The 20,078-nt window shown below is 65.4% G+C and carries 18 protein-coding genes and 1 pseudogene; 13 read left to right on the plus strand and 6 right to left on the minus strand.

From position 1 onward, the window contains the following. Positions 1-126: 126 nt before the first annotated feature. From AB4Y44_RS34310 to AB4Y44_RS34320, 3 genes are all read left to right on the plus strand, one after another. Complete coding sequence (locus AB4Y44_RS34310) at positions 127-855, plus strand: glutamine amidotransferase (protein ID WP_368702023.1); 729 nt, start codon at positions 127-129, stop codon at positions 853-855. A gap of 130 nt (positions 856-985) precedes the next feature. After that, positions 986-2,098 carry an NADH:flavin oxidoreductase/NADH oxidase gene (locus AB4Y44_RS34315; protein WP_342920294.1) on the plus strand — a complete coding sequence of 371 codons (1,113 nt, stop codon included), beginning with the start codon at positions 986-988 and terminating at the stop codon, positions 2,096-2,098. Between the two features lie 303 nt (positions 2,099-2,401). Then, positions 2,402-2,908, plus strand: coding sequence for an SET domain-containing protein (locus AB4Y44_RS34320; RefSeq protein WP_368689511.1), 507 nt, complete (start codon positions 2,402-2,404; stop codon positions 2,906-2,908). Between the two features lie 82 nt (positions 2,909-2,990). Here the strand turns inward: AB4Y44_RS34320 and AB4Y44_RS34325 are convergent, their stop codons facing one another. After that, positions 2,991-4,559, minus strand: a complete 1,569-nt coding sequence (locus tag AB4Y44_RS34325; RefSeq protein ID WP_368702024.1) for a sensor histidine kinase — start codon at positions 4,557-4,559, stop codon at positions 2,991-2,993. A 184-nt stretch (positions 4,560-4,743) separates the two neighbouring features. Beyond that, positions 4,744-5,430 (minus strand): response regulator transcription factor, encoded by a 687-nt coding sequence (locus AB4Y44_RS34330; RefSeq protein WP_027815974.1) that lies wholly within the window; start codon positions 5,428-5,430, stop codon positions 4,744-4,746. Positions 5,431-5,536: 106 nt separating this feature from the next. On the opposite strand from AB4Y44_RS34330, the gene AB4Y44_RS34335 reads away from it, so the two are divergent. Then, positions 5,537-5,767, plus strand: coding sequence for a DUF3717 domain-containing protein (locus AB4Y44_RS34335; protein ID WP_069264749.1), 231 nt, complete (start codon positions 5,537-5,539; stop codon positions 5,765-5,767). A gap of 103 nt (positions 5,768-5,870) precedes the next feature. Here AB4Y44_RS34335 and AB4Y44_RS34340 read toward each other — a convergent pair. Together AB4Y44_RS34340 and phhA are read right to left on the minus strand one after the other, a co-directional pair. Next, positions 5,871-6,179, minus strand: a pseudogene (locus AB4Y44_RS34340) (4a-hydroxytetrahydrobiopterin dehydratase); the annotation flags it as partial. A gap of 131 nt (positions 6,180-6,310) precedes the next feature. Further along, a complete protein-coding gene (phhA, locus tag AB4Y44_RS34345) occupies positions 6,311-7,204 on the minus strand; it encodes a phenylalanine 4-monooxygenase (RefSeq protein ID WP_368702025.1) in 894 nt (297 codons plus the stop codon). A 140-nt stretch (positions 7,205-7,344) separates the two neighbouring features. On the opposite strand from phhA, the gene AB4Y44_RS34350 reads away from it, so the two are divergent. Then, a complete protein-coding gene (locus AB4Y44_RS34350) occupies positions 7,345-7,836 on the plus strand; it encodes an Lrp/AsnC family transcriptional regulator (RefSeq protein WP_028203286.1) in 492 nt (163 codons plus the stop codon). 57 nt (positions 7,837-7,893) lie between these two features. Here the strand turns inward: AB4Y44_RS34350 and AB4Y44_RS34355 are convergent, their stop codons facing one another. Together AB4Y44_RS34355 and AB4Y44_RS34360 are read right to left on the minus strand one after the other, a co-directional pair. Continuing rightward, entirely contained in the window at positions 7,894-8,418 is a 525-nt protein-coding gene (locus AB4Y44_RS34355) for a class IV adenylate cyclase (protein ID WP_069264482.1), read from the minus strand. A 203-nt stretch (positions 8,419-8,621) separates the two neighbouring features. Beyond that, complete coding sequence (locus tag AB4Y44_RS34360) at positions 8,622-9,509, minus strand: LysR family transcriptional regulator (RefSeq protein WP_368702026.1); 888 nt, start codon at positions 9,507-9,509, stop codon at positions 8,622-8,624. A gap of 112 nt (positions 9,510-9,621) precedes the next feature. Between AB4Y44_RS34360 and AB4Y44_RS34365 the strand changes: the two genes are divergently transcribed. The 8 genes from AB4Y44_RS34365 to AB4Y44_RS34400 all read left to right on the plus strand — a co-directional run bounded on the left by AB4Y44_RS34365 (position 9,622) and on the right by AB4Y44_RS34400 (position 20,032). After that, positions 9,622-11,145 (plus strand): CoA-acylating methylmalonate-semialdehyde dehydrogenase, encoded by a 1,524-nt coding sequence (locus tag AB4Y44_RS34365; RefSeq protein WP_342920299.1) that lies wholly within the window; start codon positions 9,622-9,624, stop codon positions 11,143-11,145. Between the two features lie 115 nt (positions 11,146-11,260). Continuing rightward, on the plus strand, positions 11,261-12,964 hold the full coding sequence (locus tag AB4Y44_RS34370; RefSeq protein WP_368702027.1) for a GMC family oxidoreductase: 1,704 nt from the start codon (positions 11,261-11,263) through the stop codon (positions 12,962-12,964). Between the two features lie 370 nt (positions 12,965-13,334). Continuing rightward, on the plus strand, positions 13,335-14,114 hold the full coding sequence (locus AB4Y44_RS34375; RefSeq protein ID WP_028203291.1) for an ABC transporter ATP-binding protein: 780 nt from the start codon (positions 13,335-13,337) through the stop codon (positions 14,112-14,114). Next, positions 14,111-14,881 (plus strand): ABC transporter ATP-binding protein, encoded by a 771-nt coding sequence (locus AB4Y44_RS34380; protein ID WP_368702028.1) that lies wholly within the window; start codon positions 14,111-14,113, stop codon positions 14,879-14,881. The genes AB4Y44_RS34375 and AB4Y44_RS34380 overlap by 4 nt, the downstream gene beginning before the upstream one ends. Positions 14,882-15,047: 166 nt before the next feature. Beyond that, positions 15,048-16,208 carry an ABC transporter substrate-binding protein gene (locus tag AB4Y44_RS34385; RefSeq protein WP_342920432.1) on the plus strand — a complete coding sequence of 387 codons (1,161 nt, stop codon included), beginning with the start codon at positions 15,048-15,050 and terminating at the stop codon, positions 16,206-16,208. 109 nt (positions 16,209-16,317) lie between these two features. Then, positions 16,318-17,202: a branched-chain amino acid ABC transporter permease gene (locus AB4Y44_RS34390; RefSeq protein WP_342920302.1), complete on the plus strand. Its 885-nt coding sequence runs from the start codon at positions 16,318-16,320 to the stop codon at positions 17,200-17,202. Beyond that, on the plus strand, positions 17,202-18,173 hold the full coding sequence (locus tag AB4Y44_RS34395; RefSeq protein WP_368702036.1) for a branched-chain amino acid ABC transporter permease: 972 nt from the start codon (positions 17,202-17,204) through the stop codon (positions 18,171-18,173). Before AB4Y44_RS34390 ends, AB4Y44_RS34395 begins: the two co-directional genes overlap by 1 nt. Positions 18,174-18,865: 692 nt before the next feature. After that, a complete protein-coding gene (locus AB4Y44_RS34400; protein ID WP_368702029.1) occupies positions 18,866-20,032 on the plus strand; it encodes an ABC transporter substrate-binding protein in 1,167 nt (388 codons plus the stop codon). The last annotated feature ends 46 nt before the right edge of the window (positions 20,033-20,078 follow it).

Here is a 20,078-nt window from a genome sequence, read left to right on the forward strand (position 1 = left end):
AATTTGTGTAGTTCTCGCAAGTATTGGCCACACGTTTTTTGTCACGACCGCTGGCGCAAACGTTCGCACGCGCCGTGAAAGAGCGGTGACGTGCATGCCGTCCACAGCCGACCCGGGAATTTGCCGATGAATCGCGAAGTATTGGCTGTGCGCCATGTCTATTTCGAGGACCTTGGCAGCTTCGAGCGCGTGCTCGGCGACCGCGGCCGCCCCGTGCGCTACGTCGACGTCGGCTTCGCCCGTGTCGGCGCGCTCAATCCCTTGTCGGCGTCGCTCATGGTCGTGCTCGGCGGCCCGATCAATGCGTGCGACGATGCGCGCTATCCCACACTCGTTCCCCTTGCCGCGATGATCGAAAAGCGCATCGCGGCGGGCCTGCCTACGCTCGGCATCTGCCTCGGCGCGCAGCTCATTGCGCGCGTGCTCGGCGCTCGCGTGTATGCGGGGCCCCAGCCCGAGATCGGCTGGACGCCGCTCACGCTCACCGACGCCGGCCGCGCCTCGCCGCTGCAGCACCTCGACGGCGCGGCGACCTCCATGCTGCACTGGCATGGCGATACCTTCGATCTGCCGCAGGGCGCGGCGCGCCTCGCTTCGACGCAGCTCTGCGAGAACCAGGCGTTTTCGTGGGGCGACAATGTGCTCGGCCTGCAGTGCCATCCCGAAGTGCGCGCCGACCGTTTCGAGCCCTGGCTGATCGGTCACGCCGCGGAAATCGCCGGCGCGGGCGTGGACGTGAACGCGCTGCGCGACGACACGGCGCGCCACGGGCCGCTCCTCGAAGCGCAGGCGAGCCGCATGTTCGGCGAATGGCTCGATGCCGTCGACGCACAGATGGCCGCGCGCCAACCCTGACCCGCGCCTGAACCCGGCTTGATCCACTTCGCGCGGGCGCACGCCGCGCAGGCGTCGTGTGCCTTGTCCAACGCATGAAAAAAGCGCGTGCTATTCTCGGACGCTTCTGCCAACCGTCCGTGGACCTCCCATGAGCAAGCTCTTCACTCCGCTCGAACTGCGTGGCGTGACGCTCCCCAATCGCATCGTCGTTTCGCCGATGTGCCAGTACTCCGCCGAGCGCGGCGAAGCCAACGACTGGCACATGATCCATCTCGGCCACCTCGCGCTTTCGGGCGCGGCGATGCTCTGCATCGAAGCGACGGCCGTCGAGCCGGACGGCCGCATCACGCCGGGCTGTCTCGGCCTGTGGGACGACGTGACCGAAGCCGCGCTCGAGCCCGTGATCGCCGCCATCCGCCGCCATTCGCCTGTCCGCATCGCGATGCAGATCTCGCATGCGGGGCGCAAGGCGTCGAGTCATGTGCCCTGGGAGGGCGGCCAGCTGATTCCGGTCGCCGACGGCGGGTGGCTGCCGCACGCGCCTTCGGCGCTCGCGCACAAGGAAGGCGAGGCGCCGCCGCTCGCACTCGACGTCGCGGGTCTGAATCGCGTGCGCGATGCGTTCGTGGCCACGGCGCGCCGCGCGGCGCGTCTGGGCATCGACGCTCTCGAAATCCACGCGGCGCACGGCTATTTGCTGCACCAGTTTCTCTCGCCGATCGCCAACCAGCGCAGCGACGAGTACGGCGGCTCGCGCGAAAACCGCATGCGCTTTCCGCTCGAAGTGTTCGACGCCGTGCGCGCCGAATTTCCGGCCGATCGCCCGATTGGCGTGCGCGTTTCGGCAACGGACTGGGTCGATGGCGGCTGGACGCCGGAGGACACCGTCGTCTTCGCGCAGGCGCTCAAGGCGCGCGGCGCGGACTGGATCGACGTGTCGTCGGGCGGCGTGTCGCCGCTACAGAAGATTCCGCTCGAACCCGGCTATCAGGTGCCGTTCGCACGCAAGGTGAAGGCCGAAACCGGCATGACGACGATTGCCGTGGGCCTCATCACCGACGCCTTGCAGGCCAACCAGATCGTCGAAGACGGCGAAGCCGACATGATCGCGATGGCGCGCGCGATGCTCTACGATCCGCGCTGGCCGTGGCACGCCGCGGCACAGCTCGGCGCGAGCGTGAGCGCGCCGCCGCAGTACTGGCGCTCGCAACCGCGCGAGCTGAAGAAGCTGTTCGGCGAGACGACGCTCGGCCAGCGCTGAAACACGCTGCACGTGGTAGTTTCTCGCGGCGCATATGGGTTGAACGAAAGAGGCGCGAGCGTGTACGATGCCGTCTGTGGCGCGCCGGGCGTCGCATGAGCGCGGCGCCCAATCGGCGCCGCGTTTGCGTACGGAGCGCGACGAGCCAGGACGCGAGGTTTGATGCAAGGGCCGATGCAAGGCCAGGCAGACCGCCAGGCACGGCTTCATGAGAGAGCCGCAGGCGGCGCGCGGCAGGACATATTCCGCGCCGCCTGTCATGACCGGGACAGTCTCCCCCAGTACTTCACAAGGATTCATTCAATGAGTGAACGCAGGATCGTCGTGCGCCAGTCGGGCGTGCACGGCAAGGGCGTGTTTGCGGCGGTCCCCATTGCGACCGGCGAACGACTGATCGAATACAAGGGCGAGCGCATTTCCTGGAAGGAAGCGTTGCGGCGTCATCCGCATAATCCTGCCGAACCGAATCACACGTTCTACTTCGCGCTCGACGACGGCGACGTGATCGACGGCAAGGTGAAGGGCAACAGCGCGCGCTGGATCAATCATTCGTGCGCGCCGAACTGCGAAGCCGAGGAAATCGACGGACACGTCTATATCCACGCGCTGCGCGATATCCCGGAGGGCGAGGAGCTTTTCTACGACTACGGCCTCGTGATCGACGCGAAGCAGACGAAGAAGCTCAAGCGCGAATACGAATGCCGTTGCGGTGCCCGCAAGTGCCGCGGCACGATGCTCGCGCCGCCCGACGACGACAAGTCTGCGAAGGGTGCGAAAGCGTCGAAAGGCAAGAGCAAAAAGAAGAAGTAAGCGGCGCGGCGCGCGCCGCACCGTATCAAGCACAAGGGCCGCATGAGCGGCCCTTGTCGTTTTCCCGGCACCTGCAGCAGCGTCAGAGATCGACGCTCGCCTGGTGGCTCGGTTTCTTCTCGCGCGGCGGCTCGCCGGCCTCGTCCGAACGCAGATTTGCGGCCTCGAGCGCGGCGGCCTCCTTGCTGTCCTTGCGGTCTTTGGCGTCCTTGCCGCCAGGCGCGCCGCGATGCGCGAGCGGCACGCGCACGATGAAGCGCGCGCCGCCTTCCGGCGCATCTTCGTAATGCACGCTGCCCCGATGCAGCGTCATGATGTCGTGGACGATCGCGAGGCCCAGGCCCGCGCCGCTATCGACACCGCTTTCGCTCTGGCCGTCGCCGCGGAAGAAGCGCTTGAAGAGATCCGCCTGCTGCGAAGCGGGCACGCCGCCGCCGTTGTCTTCCACGACGATCTCGGCCATCGGCATGCCTTCCGCGGAGGACTGCGAAACGGTGACAGTGATGCGCGCGCCTTCGAGACGCACTGGCGGCAAATACTTGAGCGCGTTGTCGAGCAGATTCGCGATGACCTCGTGCAGCAGCACGGGGTTGCCGCGCACCATCAGCGGCGTGTCGTTTTCGGGATCGTCGAGGCGCTGAAAGCCGAGATCGACGTGGCTCGCCAGCGCCCGCGGCACCCACTCGGCGCCCGTCTCGAAGGCGAGCGCGGCCATGTCGATATCGACGAAGCGCGCGGCCTGTTCACCCGGCTCCGCGCGCGCGAGCGAGAGCAGCTGGTTGGACAGACGCACCGCGCGATCGGCGGCCGCCCGCAGCTCGCGCACCGCGTCGGTGACCTTCTGCGGCTCGCGTGCATTCGCGGCCTGCTCGGCGTGCAGCTTCACTGCGGTGAGCGGCGTACGCAGCTGGTGGGCGGCGTCGGCGATGAACTTGCGCTGCGCGTCGAGCGCGGTCTTCAGGCGGCCGAGCAGCGCGTTCAGCGCGCCCGTGAGCGGACGGATCTCGACCGGCACGTAGGTCTCGTCCACCGGTTCGAGCGACGTGTGCGTCTGGCGGTTGAGCGAGTCGGCGAGCGCGGTGAGCGGGTTGAGCTGCTGGTTGACCACGCGCCACACGATGACCCAGCCGGCGAGCAGCAGGAGCAGCAACGGCATCATGATCGCGATGAGAAATTCGGCGGCGATGCGAAAGCGATGATGCACCGGCTGGCCGACTTCCACGACGATCGGATTGCCATGCGGCTGCGGCACGCGCACCTGGGCGACGCGCACGGTCACGCCCTGATAGATCGTTTCGAACACGTACGCGTAGTGCATGCGGCGCACGTTGGTGCCCTGCAGCGGCAGGGTGTGATCGCCCGCGATTTCGGTTTCGCCGTTGCTGATGCGATAGACGAGGTGCTCGACGGGATCGGAAAACATCGCCTGCGCGAGCGGCGGGACGATATTGGGGGCGTCGTCGCCGGCGATCTGGATCTGGCGGGAAATGGCCGTGGCGAGGTCGGCGAGCGAGCGGTCGACCACGTGCTGTGTGTACTGCCAGGCGAGCCAATAGGCGATCAGGCCGCTCATCAGCGCGAGCAGCGAAAGCGGGGCGGCGAGGCGCCGTAGCAGCGTGCGCCGCAGGCTCGTTGCGGCCGGTGAGGACATGATGGCTTCGGGGCGAATGATGAATCGTGGGTGCGGCGGCGTGCGCGGCACGGAACCGATCCATTGTACGCGGGCCGCGGGCGTGGCGGCTGAAGTGCCGGTGAGACGCCAAAGCCGGCGCCATCAAGCGCAAACGGCGGCGGATTGCTCCGCCGCCGCTGGCTGGCCCGGAAAGCGAAGCGGATCAGGCCGCCTGGCGGATTTCCTGCAGCAGATAGCCGAAGCCGCGCACCGTGACGATCTCGACACGGCAGTTCTCGAGCTTCTTGCGCACGCGGTGCACGTAGACTTCGATCGCGGTGTCGCCGAGGTCGCCGCCGAAGTGCGTGAGGTGGTCCTGCAGTTGCGCCTTGCTCACCACGCGGCCGTGACGCAGCAGCAGCATTTCGAGCACGGCGAACTCGCGCGGCGAGAGTTCGAGCGGCTTGTCGTCGTTGAAGATGCGGCGATCGACGCCCGACAGGCGCACGCCGCCGAGCGACACTTCGGGGCGCGGCACGTCGCCGTGCGGGCCGCTGCGGCGCATCACGGCGCGAATGCGCGCTTCGAGCTCGGCCGGTTCGAAAGGCTTGAGCATGTAGTCGTCGGCGCCGGAATTCAGGCCCTGGACGCGGTCGTTCAGTTCGTCGCGCGCGGTGAGCACGATGACGGGCGTATGCCGGTTGCTTTGGCGAAAGCGCGAAAGCAGCGTCATGCCGTCGATGCCCGGCAGCCCCAGATCGAGGATCACAAGCTCATGGCGGTTTTGCGTGAGGGCCTGTTCGGCAAAGATGCCGTCGTGGACCATGTCGACCGTGAAGCCGGCTTGTTCGAGGCTGGACTGGATACCGCGTGCGATAGGGCGGTCGTCTTCGATCAGAAGGAGTCGCATGGGATTCGCTCAAGTACAATGGGTTTTAGCGTTCAGGCACGCAGTTCGCGAAGCGTCGCTTGCTGGCCTCGAGGCACAGCCCGACGGTTGCGCGATCACGATCCACATGTCCGATATTTCAATCACCGAACTCGAAGCCGCGATCAACTTCTGGCGCAACCGCTCGCCTTCGATTGGCGATGAACTCGCGTTGTGCCAGGAGGCGAGTGCGCTCTCCAAGCCTTATGCGCTGCTGATTGTACAGCGTCAGAACACCATATCACCGGAACGTTTAGACCCGATTGCCCGCGCTGCCTGGGAGTCTTACGTATCCATCAAGAATAGCCTTCAAAGCTGAAGGTTTGAAGGCCCGGCACCCTGCATTATGCTTTCACGGCGCGCTGTGCGCTCGTTATGTGCGCTCGCCATGCGCACAGCGTACCCATGGTTAGTACCGCTGCTTATGCGCTGAGCGGCCCCGGCGCGATCGAATCGATGAAGCGCGCGAGTTCGATGTCGCGCGAGGTGAGGCCGTCGGCTTCGTGAGTGGAAAGCGTGATCTCCACACGGTTGTAGACGTTGAACCACTCGGGGTGATGGTTCATTTCCTGCGCCTTGATGGCGACGCGCGCCATGAAGCCGAACGCTTCGTTGAAGTCGGCGAAGCGGAAATGGCGCTGGATCGCATCGCGGCCGGCGACGGCCTGCCAGCCGCGCAGGTCGGCGAGTTCGGATGCGCGCTCTTCGGATGTGAGTCGGTTGATCATCATTGCACCTGTATTGAGCTTGGGGCTGGGCGTGCGCCGTGAGCCGATCAGCCATTTTTTCACGTCTGGGGCACGCGTGCGAGCGCTCGCATCAAGGAACGCGCGCGTGCTGCGGCGCAAAGCGCGCGTGTCGTTCAGACGTCGCCGTCGTCGAGCCAGCCCTCGCGCGTGCCGCGCGTGAGGATCGTGTCGCTGTGCAGCACGTCGCCTGCCGCGTGAGGCTGCGCCGCGATGAGCGCCGCCGGATCAGCCAGACGCGCAGCAATGCCCGCGCCCAGCGCGTCGAAAAGCTGGGCGAACGAATCGATCACGAAGTAGGTCTTCTGGAAGGTGTCGATGCGATAGCGCGTACGCAGCACGCGGTCGAGGTCGAACCCGAGCCGGTTGGGCGCCGCGCTCTCCATGCTGTATAGCGTCTCGCCCTTGCTCGAGACGATGCCGGCGCCGTAGGCCTTCACGCCGTTGGGGGCGCTCGCGTCGCGCATCAGGCCGAACTCCACCGTGTACCAGTAGAGCCGCGCGAGCAACGGCAACGCGCGTTCCTCGAGGGCGAGCGCCGCGCGGCCATAGGCGTGAATCGCATCGGCGAAAGTGGGGTCGGTGAGCAACGGGACATGGCCGAACAGGTCGTGAAAACAGTCGGGTTCCTCCAGATAGTCGAGCTGGTCGGGACGGCGCATCCACCAGGTGACCGGAAAGCGCCGGTTCGCCAGGTGCTCGAAGAAAATGCGCTCGGGCACGAGGCCAGGTACGGCCACGATGCGCCAACCGGTTGCGGCCATCAGGCGCTCGCTCACCTGCGCGAAGGAGGGAACGTGGGCAACATTCAGGCCGATGCGCAACGCACCCTGCATGAAGGCGTCGCAGGCGCGGCCTTCGAGCAGATCGCGCTGGCGCCGGTAGAGCTGGTCCCAGACGGCATGATCGGCCGCGCCGTAGCGCTCGCGGGGCTGGTCAATCGTGAAATCGGGACGGGTGGTGAGACCCGCATCGAACTGCTCCTGCAGTTTCGCGGTGGCGGCGGCCATGTTCGTAACGCTCCACTAAAAAAGCTTGCTGTCATGCAAGTCTAGAGCGGTTGGCGCGCGGCATGTGCGCGTACTTCACGGGATGCGGCTGGCTTATGCAATAATCGAGCGCAATTTGTTATTTAATGCGGATTTCATTCATGCTTGAACTCGACCATTTCGATCTGGCGCTGCTCGACGTACTGCAGCGCTTTGGCCGCGCCACCCATCAGCAGCTTGGCGAGCAGGTGCCGCTTTCGCCCTCGCAGATCGGCAGGCGGCTGCAGCGCCTCGAGGCGTCAGGGGTGATCGACGGCTATCGCGTGGTGCTGCGCCCCGAAAAACTCGGGCTCGGCGTGACCGCGTTCACGAGCCTCAAGCTCAAGCATCACGGGGATTCGATCATCGAGCAGTTCCAGCAGCAGATCGACGTGCTGCCCGAAGTGCTCGAATGCCACGCCGTGGTGGGAGACGCCGATTATTTGCTGCGCATCGTCGCGCCCGATCTGAACGCGCTCTCGACCTTCGTCATGAAGAAGCTCATGCGCGTGCCGGGCGTGGACAGCGTGCGCTCGAACATCGTGCTCACCACGTTCAAGCGCAACGGGCCGCTGCCGCTCGGCCATCTGGAGCCGGGCGCGCCGGCGGCGTGAGTGGCATGGGAGGGAAGGCGTAGCGGGCCGCAAGGGCCCGCTGGCCAATTACAGATGTCAGGCCGCGTTGGCCGTATTGAGCAGATCCACGTAAGCCACGGCGACGAGATCGCTTTCGTCCACGCCGAGCTTCGCGAACACCGCGTGCGCTTCGGCTTCGCCGCCTTGCTCGTCGTCCTCGGGGCCGAGCACCACTTCCAGCTCGACGAAGTCGCCCAGACCATCCACGCGGTCCAGGTGGATGCGCGTGCGGCCCGCCAGATACACGTGGCGTTCCTTCGAGACGATGCCGCGCGTGGTGAGCGCCGTGGCGAGCAGCGAGTGCATGGCCTCGGCATTGGTGACGGGGCTGCGCGTGTAGTACGAGGCCTTTGGGCCGTCGCGGTCGTCGCGCTGATAGAAGATCAGCTCGGGCGGCGTGCCGTCGTCGAACTGGCGCAGCTTCAGGCGGCCGCGCGGTACGTCATAGAAGAAGTCCTGCTGGCGAAAGATCAGCGGCGCTTCGGTGGCGAGCTGGGAAGCGCGGTCGCGCAGGGCGTCGAATTGACGGGCGCGGGCTTTGATTTCGATGTTGCGGGCCATGCAAGGCTCCTGTCGAACGAAGAGAACAAGGGGAACGATGGGAGAGGCTGGAAACGCGCCGCCCAGGGTGAGCACACCCGTGGGCGTGCCGAAAACGCGGAGCGAATTCCCAATCTATCAAAACTTGTGTGACAGCGCTGTTACGCGAGCCAGGCTGCGCTTACGTCAGACATGAACGGCGCACGCGTCTTCATGAGCGCAGCTCATATCGCCCACTGCGTTTCGATCGACTTGAGCGCCGCCGCGATGGTGGGCTCGTCGCGCCGCGCGGCGAGCGTGATGAAGGTGAGTTCCGTGGGCACCGTCACGCCTTCGACGATGGTGAGCCCGTGCGCGTGCGCTTCGGCGAGGGCCGTGGAATCGCGTGCGAGCGTGAGGCCCACGCCCGACTTCACGAGATCGAGCATCGACGGCTCCTGGTCCACCTCGGCTACCTTTACCGGCCTCGCGTGCGCAGCCTCGAACAGCGAGGTGAGCAGGCGATTGTGCGCGGAGGCGGGCGGCGTCCAGATCCACGGCAGCGCGGCGAGTGCGCGCCAGTCGCGCGCATCCTTCACGCGGTCTTTCCAGCCCGCCGGCGCGAGCACGCGGTACTGGAAGCGCGTGAGCGTGATGGCGTGGAAGGTGTCGGGGTCGGGGGCGGGCTGGCCGATGTAGTAGCCCACGTCGAGCTCGCGCGAGCGCACCTGGTCGAGCACCCAGCCCGACATGCCGTGGCGCAGCGCCGTTTCGATCTGCGGCCAGGTTTCGACGAGCTGGCGCAGAAAGCCGCCGAGGCGCAGGAACGCCGGATCGAGAATGGTGCCGATGCGCAAGCGCCCGCGGACCTCGTGCCGCAGTGCAGCAGCGGCGCGCTGCACGTCGCCGGCGGCGGTGAGCGCGCGTTCGGCGTGTGGCAGCAGCGCCTGGCCGTCGCGCGTGAGCGCGAGGCCGTGCGAGGTGCGCGTGAAGAGCGTAACGCCCAGCGCCTCCTGCAGATGCTTGATCTGCAGGCTCACGGCCGGCTGCGTGAGATGCAGATGGGTCGCCGCGCGCGTGAGGTTGCCCTCGCGCGCGACCGTGACAAACGCTCGGAGCAAGGTCAGGTCCATATCCTGATATTAAACCGCCTTATATCGCTGTTGAGCATTAATCATTGGATCGCGCCGACGCCAGGCGATTACGCTAGGCAGATCGAGGCTTCACGACAAAAGAGGCACACTCATGGGCGAGACACATCAGATCGAAGCTGGCGTACGCATGCTGACCCACTTCGTCAACGGCAAGCCGCTGGCTGGAACGAGCGAGCGTCATGGCGACGTCTTCAATCCGGCATTCGGCAGAGTGAGCGCGCGCGTGCCGCTCGCCACCGTGGCGGAAGTCGACGCCGCCGTTGCCGCCGCTCAGGCCGCGTTTCCCGCGTGGGCGGAGATGGCGCCCATCAAGCGCGCGCGCATTCTCTTCAAGTTCAAGGATCTGCTCGACCAGCATCACGACGAACTAGCCGAACTCATTACGCGTGAACACGGCAAGGTGTTCTCCGACGCGAAGGGCGAGGTGATGCGCGGCATCGAGGTGGTCGAGTTCGCGTGCGGCATTCCCAATCTGCTGAAGACCGATTTCACCGACCAGATCGGCGCCGGCATCGACAACTGGAATCTGCGCCAGCCGCTGGGCGTCGTGGCGGGCATCACGCCGTTCAACTTCCCGATGATGGTGCCGTGCTGGATGTTCCCGATCGCGCTCGCCTGCGGCAACACGTTCGTGCTGAAGCCTTCGGAGCGCGATCCTTCCGCTTCGGTGCGGCTTGCCGAACTGCTCAAGGAAGCCGGGCTGCCCGACGGCGTGTTCAACGTCGTGCACGGCGACAAGGTGGCCGTGGACGCGCTGCTCGCGCATCCCGACGTCACCGCGCTGTCGTTCGTCGGCTCGACGCCGATCGCCGAGTACATCTACACGGAAGGCACGAAGCACGGCAAGCGCGTGCAGGCGCTGGGCGGCGCCAAGAATCATCTCGTCGTGATGCCCGACGCCGATCTCGACCAGGCCGTCGATGCGCTGATCGGCGCGGCCTATGGCTCGGCCGGCGAGCGCTGCATGGCGATTTCGGTGGCGGTGGCCGTGGGCCATATCGCCGACGAACTCGTCGAGCGTCTCACGCCGCGCGTGAAGGCGCTGCAGATCGGCAGCGGCATGGACGGCGCCTCGGAAATGGGACCGCTCGTCACGGGCGTGCATCGTGCGAAAGTGCAGGGCTATATCGAGGCGGGCGTGGCGGCGGGCGCGAAGCTCGTCGTCGACGGGCGTGGCCACAAGGTGGACGGTCATGAGGACGGCTTCTTCCTCGGCGGCACGCTGTTCGACGACGTGAAGACCGACATGACGATCTACCGGGAAGAGATCTTCGGTCCGGTGCTGTCGGTCGTGCGCGTGCCCGATTTCGCCAGCGCCGTCGAGTTGATCAACGCGCACGAATTCGCCAACGGCGTGTCGTGCTACACCTCGGACGGCGGTGTCGCGCGCGCCTTCTCGCGCCAGATCAAGGTGGGGATGGTGGGCATCAATGTGCCGATTCCGGTGCCGATGGCGTGGCACTCGTTCGGCGGCTGGAAGCGCTCGCTGTTCGGCGATCATCACGCCTACGGCGAGGAAGGCGTGCGCTTCTACACGCGCTACAAGAGCATCATGCAGCGCTGGCCCGACAGCATCGCCAAGGGCGCGGAATTCACCATGCCCGTGGCGAAGTAAGCGGGCGGGAGCCGGGCGGTTCGACAGGAATCCGAAGCGATCGATGCCGCCCGGCGCAGCAATCGCAGTTCAAAAAATACAACATGAAGAGAGCAGTCATCGCTGGAGACACATCATGCCTGCACCGAGTGAAGCCCAGGCCGCGCGCCGCCTCGAAGGCGAATTCGACTACGTGATCGTCGGGGCGGGCACCGCGGGCTGCGTGCTCGCCAATCGCCTGACCGAAGACGCGGACGTCTCCGTGCTGCTCATCGAGGCGGGCGGCAAGGACGACTATCACTGGATCCACATTCCCGTGGGCTACCTGTACTGCATCGGCAATCCGCGCACGGACTGGCTCTACAAGACCGCGGCCGAAAAAGGCCTCAACGGCCGCTCGCTCTCGTACCCGCGCGGGCGCGTGCTGGGCGGCTCGTCGTCGATCAACGGCATGATCTACATGCGTGGCCAGCGCGAAGACTACGACAACTGGGCGCGCGAAACCGGCGATGCCGGCTGGTCATGGGACAGCGTGCTGCCCGTGTTCCGCCGCAGCGAAGACCATCACGGCGGCGCGAGCGAGTTTCACGGCGCGGGCGGCCAATGGCGCGTGGAGAAGCAGCGCCTGCGCTGGCAGATTCTCGAATCGTTCGCGCACGCCGCGCAGGAGCAGGGCATTGCCGCCACCGACGACTTCAATCGCGGCGACAACAGCGGCGTGGGCTATTTCGAGGTGAACCAGAAGCGCGGCGTGCGCTGGAATGCGTCGAAGGCGTTCCTGCGCGCGGCGATGAAGCGGCCCAACCTCACCGTCGTCACCGGCGCGCTCACGCAGCGCGTGATCTTCGAAGGCAAGCGCTGCGTGGGCGTGGAGTATCGCGGCGACGTCGATTACGTCGCGCGGGCGCGTTGCGAAGTCATCCTGAGCGCGGGAGCGGTGAATTCCCCGCAATTGCTCGAGCTTTCCGGCATCGGCGACGCTGCGCGGCTCGCGCAACTCGGCATTGGCGTCGTGCAGGATCTGCGCGGCGTGGGCGAGAACCTTCAGGACCATCTGCAATTGCGCATGGCGTTTCGCGTGAACGGTGTGCGTACGCTCAACACGGCCTCCGCGCACTGGTGGGGCAAGCTGATGATCGGCATGCAGTACGCGTTGTTCCAGAGCGGACCGATGTCGATGGCGCCCTCGCAGCTCGGCGCGTTCGCGAAATCGGACCCGGGCGATCCCACGCTCACGCGGCCCGACCTCCAGTACCACGTACAGCCGCTTTCGCTCGACCGCTTCGGCGAGCCGCTGCATCGGTTCAACGCGTTCACCGCCTCGGTGTGCAACCTGCGGCCCACCTCGCGCGGCAGTATCCACGCGGTGTCGGCGGACCCGTCGCAGCCGCCTGCAATCGCGCCCAATTATCTGTCGACCGATCGCGACCTGCGCGTTGCGGCCAACGCGATACGGCTCACGCGGCGCATCGCGGCGTCCGGCGCGCTCGCGCGCTACCAGCCGCACGAGATCCTGCCGGGGCTCGCGTTTCAGACCGAGGAGCAGCTGCGCGAGGCGGCCGGCAACGTCGGCACGACGATCTTTCATCCGGTCGGCACCTGCCGCATGGGCCGCGCCGACGACCCCGAGGCCGTAGTCGACGCGCGCCTGCGTGTGCGCGGCGTGGAGGGACTGCGTGTGGTGGACGCCTCGGTCATGCCGACCATTACCTCGGGGAACACGAACTCGCCGACGCTGATGATTGCGGAGCGCGCCGCCGAGATGCTGCGCGCCGACCGCCGCGAGGGCGCGCGTGCGCAAACGGAGGCCGCCGCCGGTGCAACGCTGACGACCGCCTGAGGGCATGGAGCGACGCGCAAGATAGCGTCAGTTTCATGAATATATGGGACGCACGCGGAAGCGCTTCCGCGTGCGTGTTTCTGTACGTCCGTCAGATACGGGTTTGTGGCGATCGTGCGCCTAACCTGCGGGCATCTTTCGTCGAACTGTCGTCAACTATTGGTTGTAATGTTCGCTGTCCTTGTGGCGCTCCCTTAAGTGCAAATCCCAATGATTGCGCTGCATCATTGGCGAGACAATGACGCGAAAGTCGGCAGGCGCGCGTTGCGCGCATCGGGAGGCGCGCCGCCACGTCCGCGCCGGACCTCACCGTGCACCACGAGTCACGGACGGTCTGCAGTGTTACGCCTTACCACGCTCGGAAGGGGACATGATTCTCGGCGACACGATTCTGGAGACGCGCGACCTCACGAAACAGTTCAAGGGCTTCACGGCCGTGAACGGCGTGAACCTGCGCGTGTGCCGCGGCTCGATCCATGCACTGATCGGACCGAACGGCGCAGGCAAGACTACCTGCTTCAATCTCCTCACCAAATTCCTCGTGCCCAGCGCGGGGCGCATCGTCTTCAACGGCATCGACATCACGCATGAGCGGCCCGCGCAGATCGCACGGCGCGGCATCATCCGCTCGTTCCAGATTTCGGCCGTGTTTCCGCACCTCACGGCGCTCCAGAACGTGCGCGTGGGGCTGCAGCGCTCGCTCGGCACCGCCTACCACTTCTGGAAGAGCGAACGCACGCTCGCGGAGCTCAACGACCGCGCGATGGATCTGCTCACGCAGGTGGGCCTCACCGATTTCGCCGATGTGCCCACGGTCGAGCTCGCCTACGGCCGCAAGCGCGCGCTGGAAATCGCCACGACGCTGGCGATGGAGCCCGAGCTGATGCTGCTCGACGAACCGACCCAGGGCATGGGCCACGAAGACGTGGACCGCGTGACGGCGCTCATCAAGAAGGTCTCGAGCGGGCGCACGATCCTCATGGTCGAGCACAACATGAACGTGATTGCCGGCATCTCCGACACCATCACGGTGCTTCAGCGCGGCGAGGTACTCGCCGAAGGCAGCTACGCCGAAGTCTCGAAGAATCCGCTCGTCGCCGAGGCCTATATGGGCAGTGCGGACGCGGCGCTCACGGGGGCGCACGCATGAACACGGTCACCGAACGCGAGGCGACCGCGGCCGCCGGCGCAGCCGAGAGCGCGAAGGCGCTCGAGATTGCGGGGCTGCAGGCGTGGTATGGCGAGTCGCACATCCTGCACGGTGTCGATCTGTCCGTCGGGCGCGGCGAAGTCGTGACACTGCTCGGGCGCAACGGCGCGGGGCGCACGACGACGCTGCGCGCCATCATGGGGCTCACCGGGCGGCGCACGGGCTCGATCCGTATCGGCGGGCGCGAGACCATCCAGATGCCCACCTATCGCATCGCGCACTGCGGCGTGGGGTATTGCCCCGAGGAGCGCGGCATTTTCGCGAGCCTCTCGTGCGAAGAGAATCTGCTCCTGCCGCCGCACATCGGGGCGAAAGGGGCGAAGTTGGCGGAGGGCATGTCGCTCGACGAGATCTACGCGATGTTTCCCAATCTCGCCGAACGGCGCAACAGCCAGGGCACGCGGCTTTCCGGCGGCGAGCAGCAGATGCTGGCCGTGGCGCGCATCCTGCGCACGGGCGCGAACCTGCTGCTGCTCGACGAGATATCCGAAGGTCTCGCGCCGGTGATCGTGCAAACGCTCGCGCGCATGATTCTCACGCTCAAGTCGCGCGGCTACACGATCGTGATGGTCGAGCAGAATTTCCGTTTTGCGGCGCCGCTCGCGGACCGCTTTTACGTGATGGAGCACGGGCGCATCGTCGAGCATTTCGGCACTGCCGAGCTCGAGGGGAAGATGCCGGTGCTGCACGACCTGCTGGGCGTTTAATTTTCGGTTCTGGTTTGCTGCGCGACGCAACCGTGCCGCGCGAATCGCTTTGCCTCCGATGTTCATGGAGTGTTCCTGAATAATTACGCAACCAAGGAAGGAGACTGCAATGAAGAAAACCACGTTCGCGCGGCTCGCGGGCCTTTTTGCCGCCTCGGCAGCTGCGATGGCGCTCAGCGCGGGGAGCGCGCAGGCCGCCGACGACGCGGTGAAGATCGGCTTCATCACGGACATGTCCGGCCTCTACGCTGACGACGACGGCCAGGGCGGCCTCACGGCAATCAAGATGGCGGTCGCGGACTTCGGCGGCAAGGTGCTCGGCAAGCCGATCCAGGTCGAGTACGCCGATCACCAGAACAAAGCCGACATCGCCGCTTCGAAGGCGCGCGAATGGTTCGACCGTGACGGGCTCACCATGCTGCTCGGCGGCACGAACTCGGCAACGGCGCTGGCGATGAACCAGGTCGCGCAAGAGAAGAAGAAGGTGTACTTCAACACGGGCGCCGGCACGGACGCCCTGACGAACGAGCAGTGCACGCCGTACACGGTCCACTACGGCTACGACACGGTCGCGCTCGCGAAGGGCACGGGCCTCGCGGTGCTCAAGCAGGGCGGCAAGAGCTGGTTCTTCCTGACCGCCGACTATGCGTTCGGCAAGTCGCTCGAGAAGAACACCGCGGACGTCGTGAAGGCGAACGGCGGCCAGGTGCTCGGCGAAGTGCGCCATCCGCTGTCGGCGTCGGACTTCTCGTCGTTCCTGCTGCAGGCACAAGCCTCGAAGGCGCAGATCCTCGGCCTCGCGAACGCGGGTGGCGACACGGTCAACGCGATCAAGGCCGCGAAGGAATTCGGCATCAACAAGACGATGAAGACGGCGGCGCTGCTGATGTTCCTGCCCGACGTGCACAGCCTCGGGCTCGACACCACGCAGGGCCTCGTGCTGACGACCGGCTGGTACTGGGACCAGAACGACGACACGCGCAAGTGGGCGCAGCGCTACTACGACCAGACGAAGAAGATGCCGTCCGAACTGCAGGCGGCCGACTATTCGGCGGTGACGACGTATCTGAAGGCGGTGCAGGCGGCCGGCACGACGGATTCCGACAAGGTCATGGAGCAGCTCAAGAAGACCAAGGTCAACGACTTCTATACCAAGGGTGGTTACATCCGTCAGGACGGCGTGCTGATCCACGACATGTATCTCGTCGAGGTGAAGAAGCCGTCCGAGTCGAAGAAGCCGTGGGACTACTACAAGGTGCTGCAGACGATCCCGGGCGAACAGGCCTATACGACGAAGCAGGAGAGCAAGTGCGCGCTGTGGAAGTAAGCGCGCGCGCGTAAATGCTGCAGTCGGATGGCGCGCCCGGCGCCCCGAGGTGGGTGCGCCGGGCGCGGCATGATTGTGTAATCCGTTAATGCGTCAATGGGCGGCTCTCATGACGATTTTTGGCATTCCGCTTCCGGCAATGCTGAGCCAGTTGCTACTCGGGCTCGTGAACGGTTCGTTCTACGCGATCCTGAGCCTCGGTCTCGCGGTGATCTTCGGCATGCTCAACGTGATCAACTTCGCACACGGCGCGTTGTTCATGCTGGGCGCGATGCTCACGTGGATGGGGCTCGCATACTTCGATCTGCCGTACTGGGTGATGCTCGTCGTCGCTCCACTCGTGGTCGGCCTGTTCGGTGTCTTGATCGAGCGCTCCATGCTGCGCTGGCTCTACCGGCTCGATCATCTGTACGGACTCCTGCTCACTTTTGGTCTCACGCTCGTGGTGGAGGGCGTGTTCCGTTCGATCTACGGTTCGTCGGGCCAGCCCTATGATGTGCCCGACCTGCTCGCCGGCGCGACGAATCTCGGCTTCATGTATCTGCCCAACTATCGTGCCTGGGTGGTGGTGGCATCGCTTGCGGTGTGTTTCGCGACCTGGTTCGTGATCGAAAAGACACGTCTCGGCGCGTATCTGCGCGCGGGCACGGAGAACCCCAAGCTCGTCGAGGCGTTCGGCATCAACGTGCCGCTCATGATCACGCTCACCTACGGCTTCGGCGTCGCACTCGCGGCGTTCGCGGGCGTGCTCGCCGCGCCCGTGATCCAGGTGTCGCCGCTCATGGGCCAGCCGATGATCATCACCGTGTTCGCCGTGGTCGTGATCGGCGGCATGGGCTCGATCATGGGCTCGATCCTCACCGGCCTCATGCTCGGCGTGATCGAAGGCTTCACGCGGGTGTTCTGGCCCGAGGCCTCCGCGACCGTGGTGTTCGTGATCATGGCGATCGTGCTGCTGATTCGCCCCGCTGGTCTCTTCGGCAAGGAACGATGATGCAAAGAAAAGCGCTCTATGGTTTGTTGCTGATCGGGTTGATCGTCGCGCCGTTTGCCGGCGCCTATCCGCTCTTCGTGATGAAAGTGCTGTGCTTCGCCCTGTTCGCCGCGGCGTTCAACCTGCTGATCGGCTACACGGGCCTGCTCTCGTTCGGCCACGCGATGTTTCTGGCGGGCGCGGGCTATACGGCCGCCTATGCGATCCAGTCGCTCAATTTCACGCCCGAGGTGGGCGTGCTCGCGGGCACGACAGTGGCCACGGTCCTCGGGCTCGTGGTCGGCATCTTCGCGATTCGCCGGCAGGGCATCTACTTCTCGATGGTCACGCTCGCGCTCGCGCAGATGGTCTACTTCGTGTTCCTGCAGGCCCCGTTCACGCACGGCGAGGACGGTCTGCAAGGCGTGCCGCGCGGCAAGCTGTTCGGCGTGCTTTCGCTCGGTTCCGATCTCACGCTGTACTACGTCGTGCTCGTCGTGATGGTGCTCGCGTTCGGTCTGATCGTGCGCATCGTGCATTCGCCGTTCGGGCAGGTGCTCGTGGCGATCAAGGAGAACGAGCCACGCGCCGTCTCGCTCGGCTACGACACCGACCGCTTCAAGCTTCTGGCGTTCGTGTTGTCGGCGGGGCTCGCGGGTCTGGCCGGTGCGCTCAAGGTGCTGGTGCTCGGCTTCGAAACGCTCGGCGACGCGTACTGGACCATGTCCGGCCTCGTGATCCTCATGACGCTCGTGGGCGGCATGGGCACGCTGTTCGGGCCGCTGCTCGGCGCGACGCTGATCGTCGCGCTGGAGGACCGGCTGGGCGACATCGGCACGGCGATCGCGAGAGGGACGGGTGTCGAGTGGTTCCGCTCACTCGGTGAGTCCACAACGATCGTCACGGGCATCATCTTCATTGCCTGCGTGCTGGCGTTCCGGCGCGGCATTGTCGGCGAGATCGTGGCACGCGTGCGACCCCTGCGCGCGTGACAGCCTGGTGTGCCAGGACTGCTCCGGACTACGATAGAATGGTCGCCCGCCGGCTTGAGCTGGCATAGCCCGCGCAAAGATGTCGCGCTGCGGCATGCCGAAGCGGCCCGCCGTGCGACAAACCTGTGTAGCAATGCCCCATTTCGGTGCCGCACTGCACCACTAGGGTAAATGCTAGTTGCTGCAGAGGGGGGTGAAGTTTAAAGTTGCACCTAGTTCTGATGCACCGAATTTGCAGGTGGAGAACGAGGAGACAACTGAGGCACCAAGTGCCCGGACAAGGAAGCGCTGTTGGATGAGAGTCCAACAGCGCTTTTTATATTTCTGCGCGCGTGTTTTCAACGGCGAGCCGATTATCTTTTATCCGCTGCGAGGCGTTCGACTTACGCACCTTCGCACGCGTCGATTATCCCTTCCCAAATTACGCAATTCAGGCCGCGCGGCCGGCTTCGCCCGCTGCACCGGCGTTTGCGCATTACGCAAAGCGAGCGCGGAATCCTGCTCACTGTAAGCAGATGGAAAGCGCTTGCCATCTGAATACGCAGACCGCTACACTCGCCAATCACCGACCATGCGGTCAGCATTTTTGCGTTGATTTCCCGCAGCCGACTATCGATTTACGTATGAGGTAATCGGCCGCGGTGCGCCACAAATCCGTAGCAATAAAGAAAACGAATATCGAAGGAGTGGAGATGCAGTTGGTTTTGCGTTGGATGGGGGCGGCTTGCGTCGCGACCGGGGTGCTCGCGGCGACGGCCGGCGGGGCGTATGCAGATGTGAAGATCGGAGTGACGCTGTCGGCGACGGGACCGGCTGCTTCGCTCGGGATTCCGGAAAAGAACACGGTTGCGCTGCTGCCGAAGGAAATCGCGGGCCAGAAAGTCGATTACATCGTGCTCGACGACGCCACGGATTCCACCCAGGCGGTGAAGAACGCGCGCAAGCTCACGAGCGAAGATCGCGTCGACGCCTTGATCGGCTCGACTGTCGTGCCCAACTCGCTCGCCATGATCGACGTGGCGGCGGAAACGTCCACGCCGATGATCTCGATGGCCGCCGCGGCCTCGATCGTCGAGCCGATGGATGCCAAACGCTCGTGGGTCTTCAAGACGCCGCAGAACGACGCGCTGATGGCCGGCGCCATCGCGCAGCACATGGCGGCGCACGGTGTGAAGACGGTGGCCTTCATCGGCTTCGCGGACGCGTATGGCGAGAGCTGGTACAAGGAATTCAGCGCAGCCGCTGCCAGGCGGAACATCAAGGTCGTCGCGAACGAACGCTTCGCGCGTAACGATGCCTCGGTCACGGGCCAGGTGCTCAAGATGATCTCGCAGCACCCCGACGCCGTGCTCATCGCTGGCGCAGGCACGCCGGCCGCGCTGCCGCAGAAGACGCTCAAGGAGCGCGGCTATGCGGGCAAGTACTACCAGACCCACGGCGTGGCCAACAACGACTTCCTGCGCGTGTGCGGCAAGGACTGCGACGGCACCTGGCTGCCCGCGGGGCCACTGCTCGTCGCCGATCAATTGCCGGGTGCGAATCCCGTGAAGCAATCGGCGCTTGCCTATAAGGCCGCGTATGAAAAGGCCTATGGGGCAGGCTCGATCTCGACGTTCGGCGGTCACGCGTGGGACGCGGGCCTCTTGCTCCAGCACGCAATTCCGGTCGCGCTGAAAGCCGGTCAGCCGGGCTCGAAGGCCTTCCGCGAAGCGCTGCGTGCCGCGCTCGAGAACTCACGTGACGTGGCCGGCGCGCACGGCATCTTCAACATGAGCGCGACGGACCACGCGGGTCTCGACCAGCGTGCCCGCGTGATGGTGGAGATCGTCGGCGGCAAGTGGAAGCTCGCCGGCGATTGAGCGCCGGTTGAATGACGCACGAAACACGAAGAAGGCACGCTCGATT

The organism is Paraburkholderia sp. BR10937 (assembly GCF_040965695.1).
Lineage (GTDB): Bacteria > Pseudomonadota > Gammaproteobacteria > Burkholderiales > Burkholderiaceae > Paraburkholderia.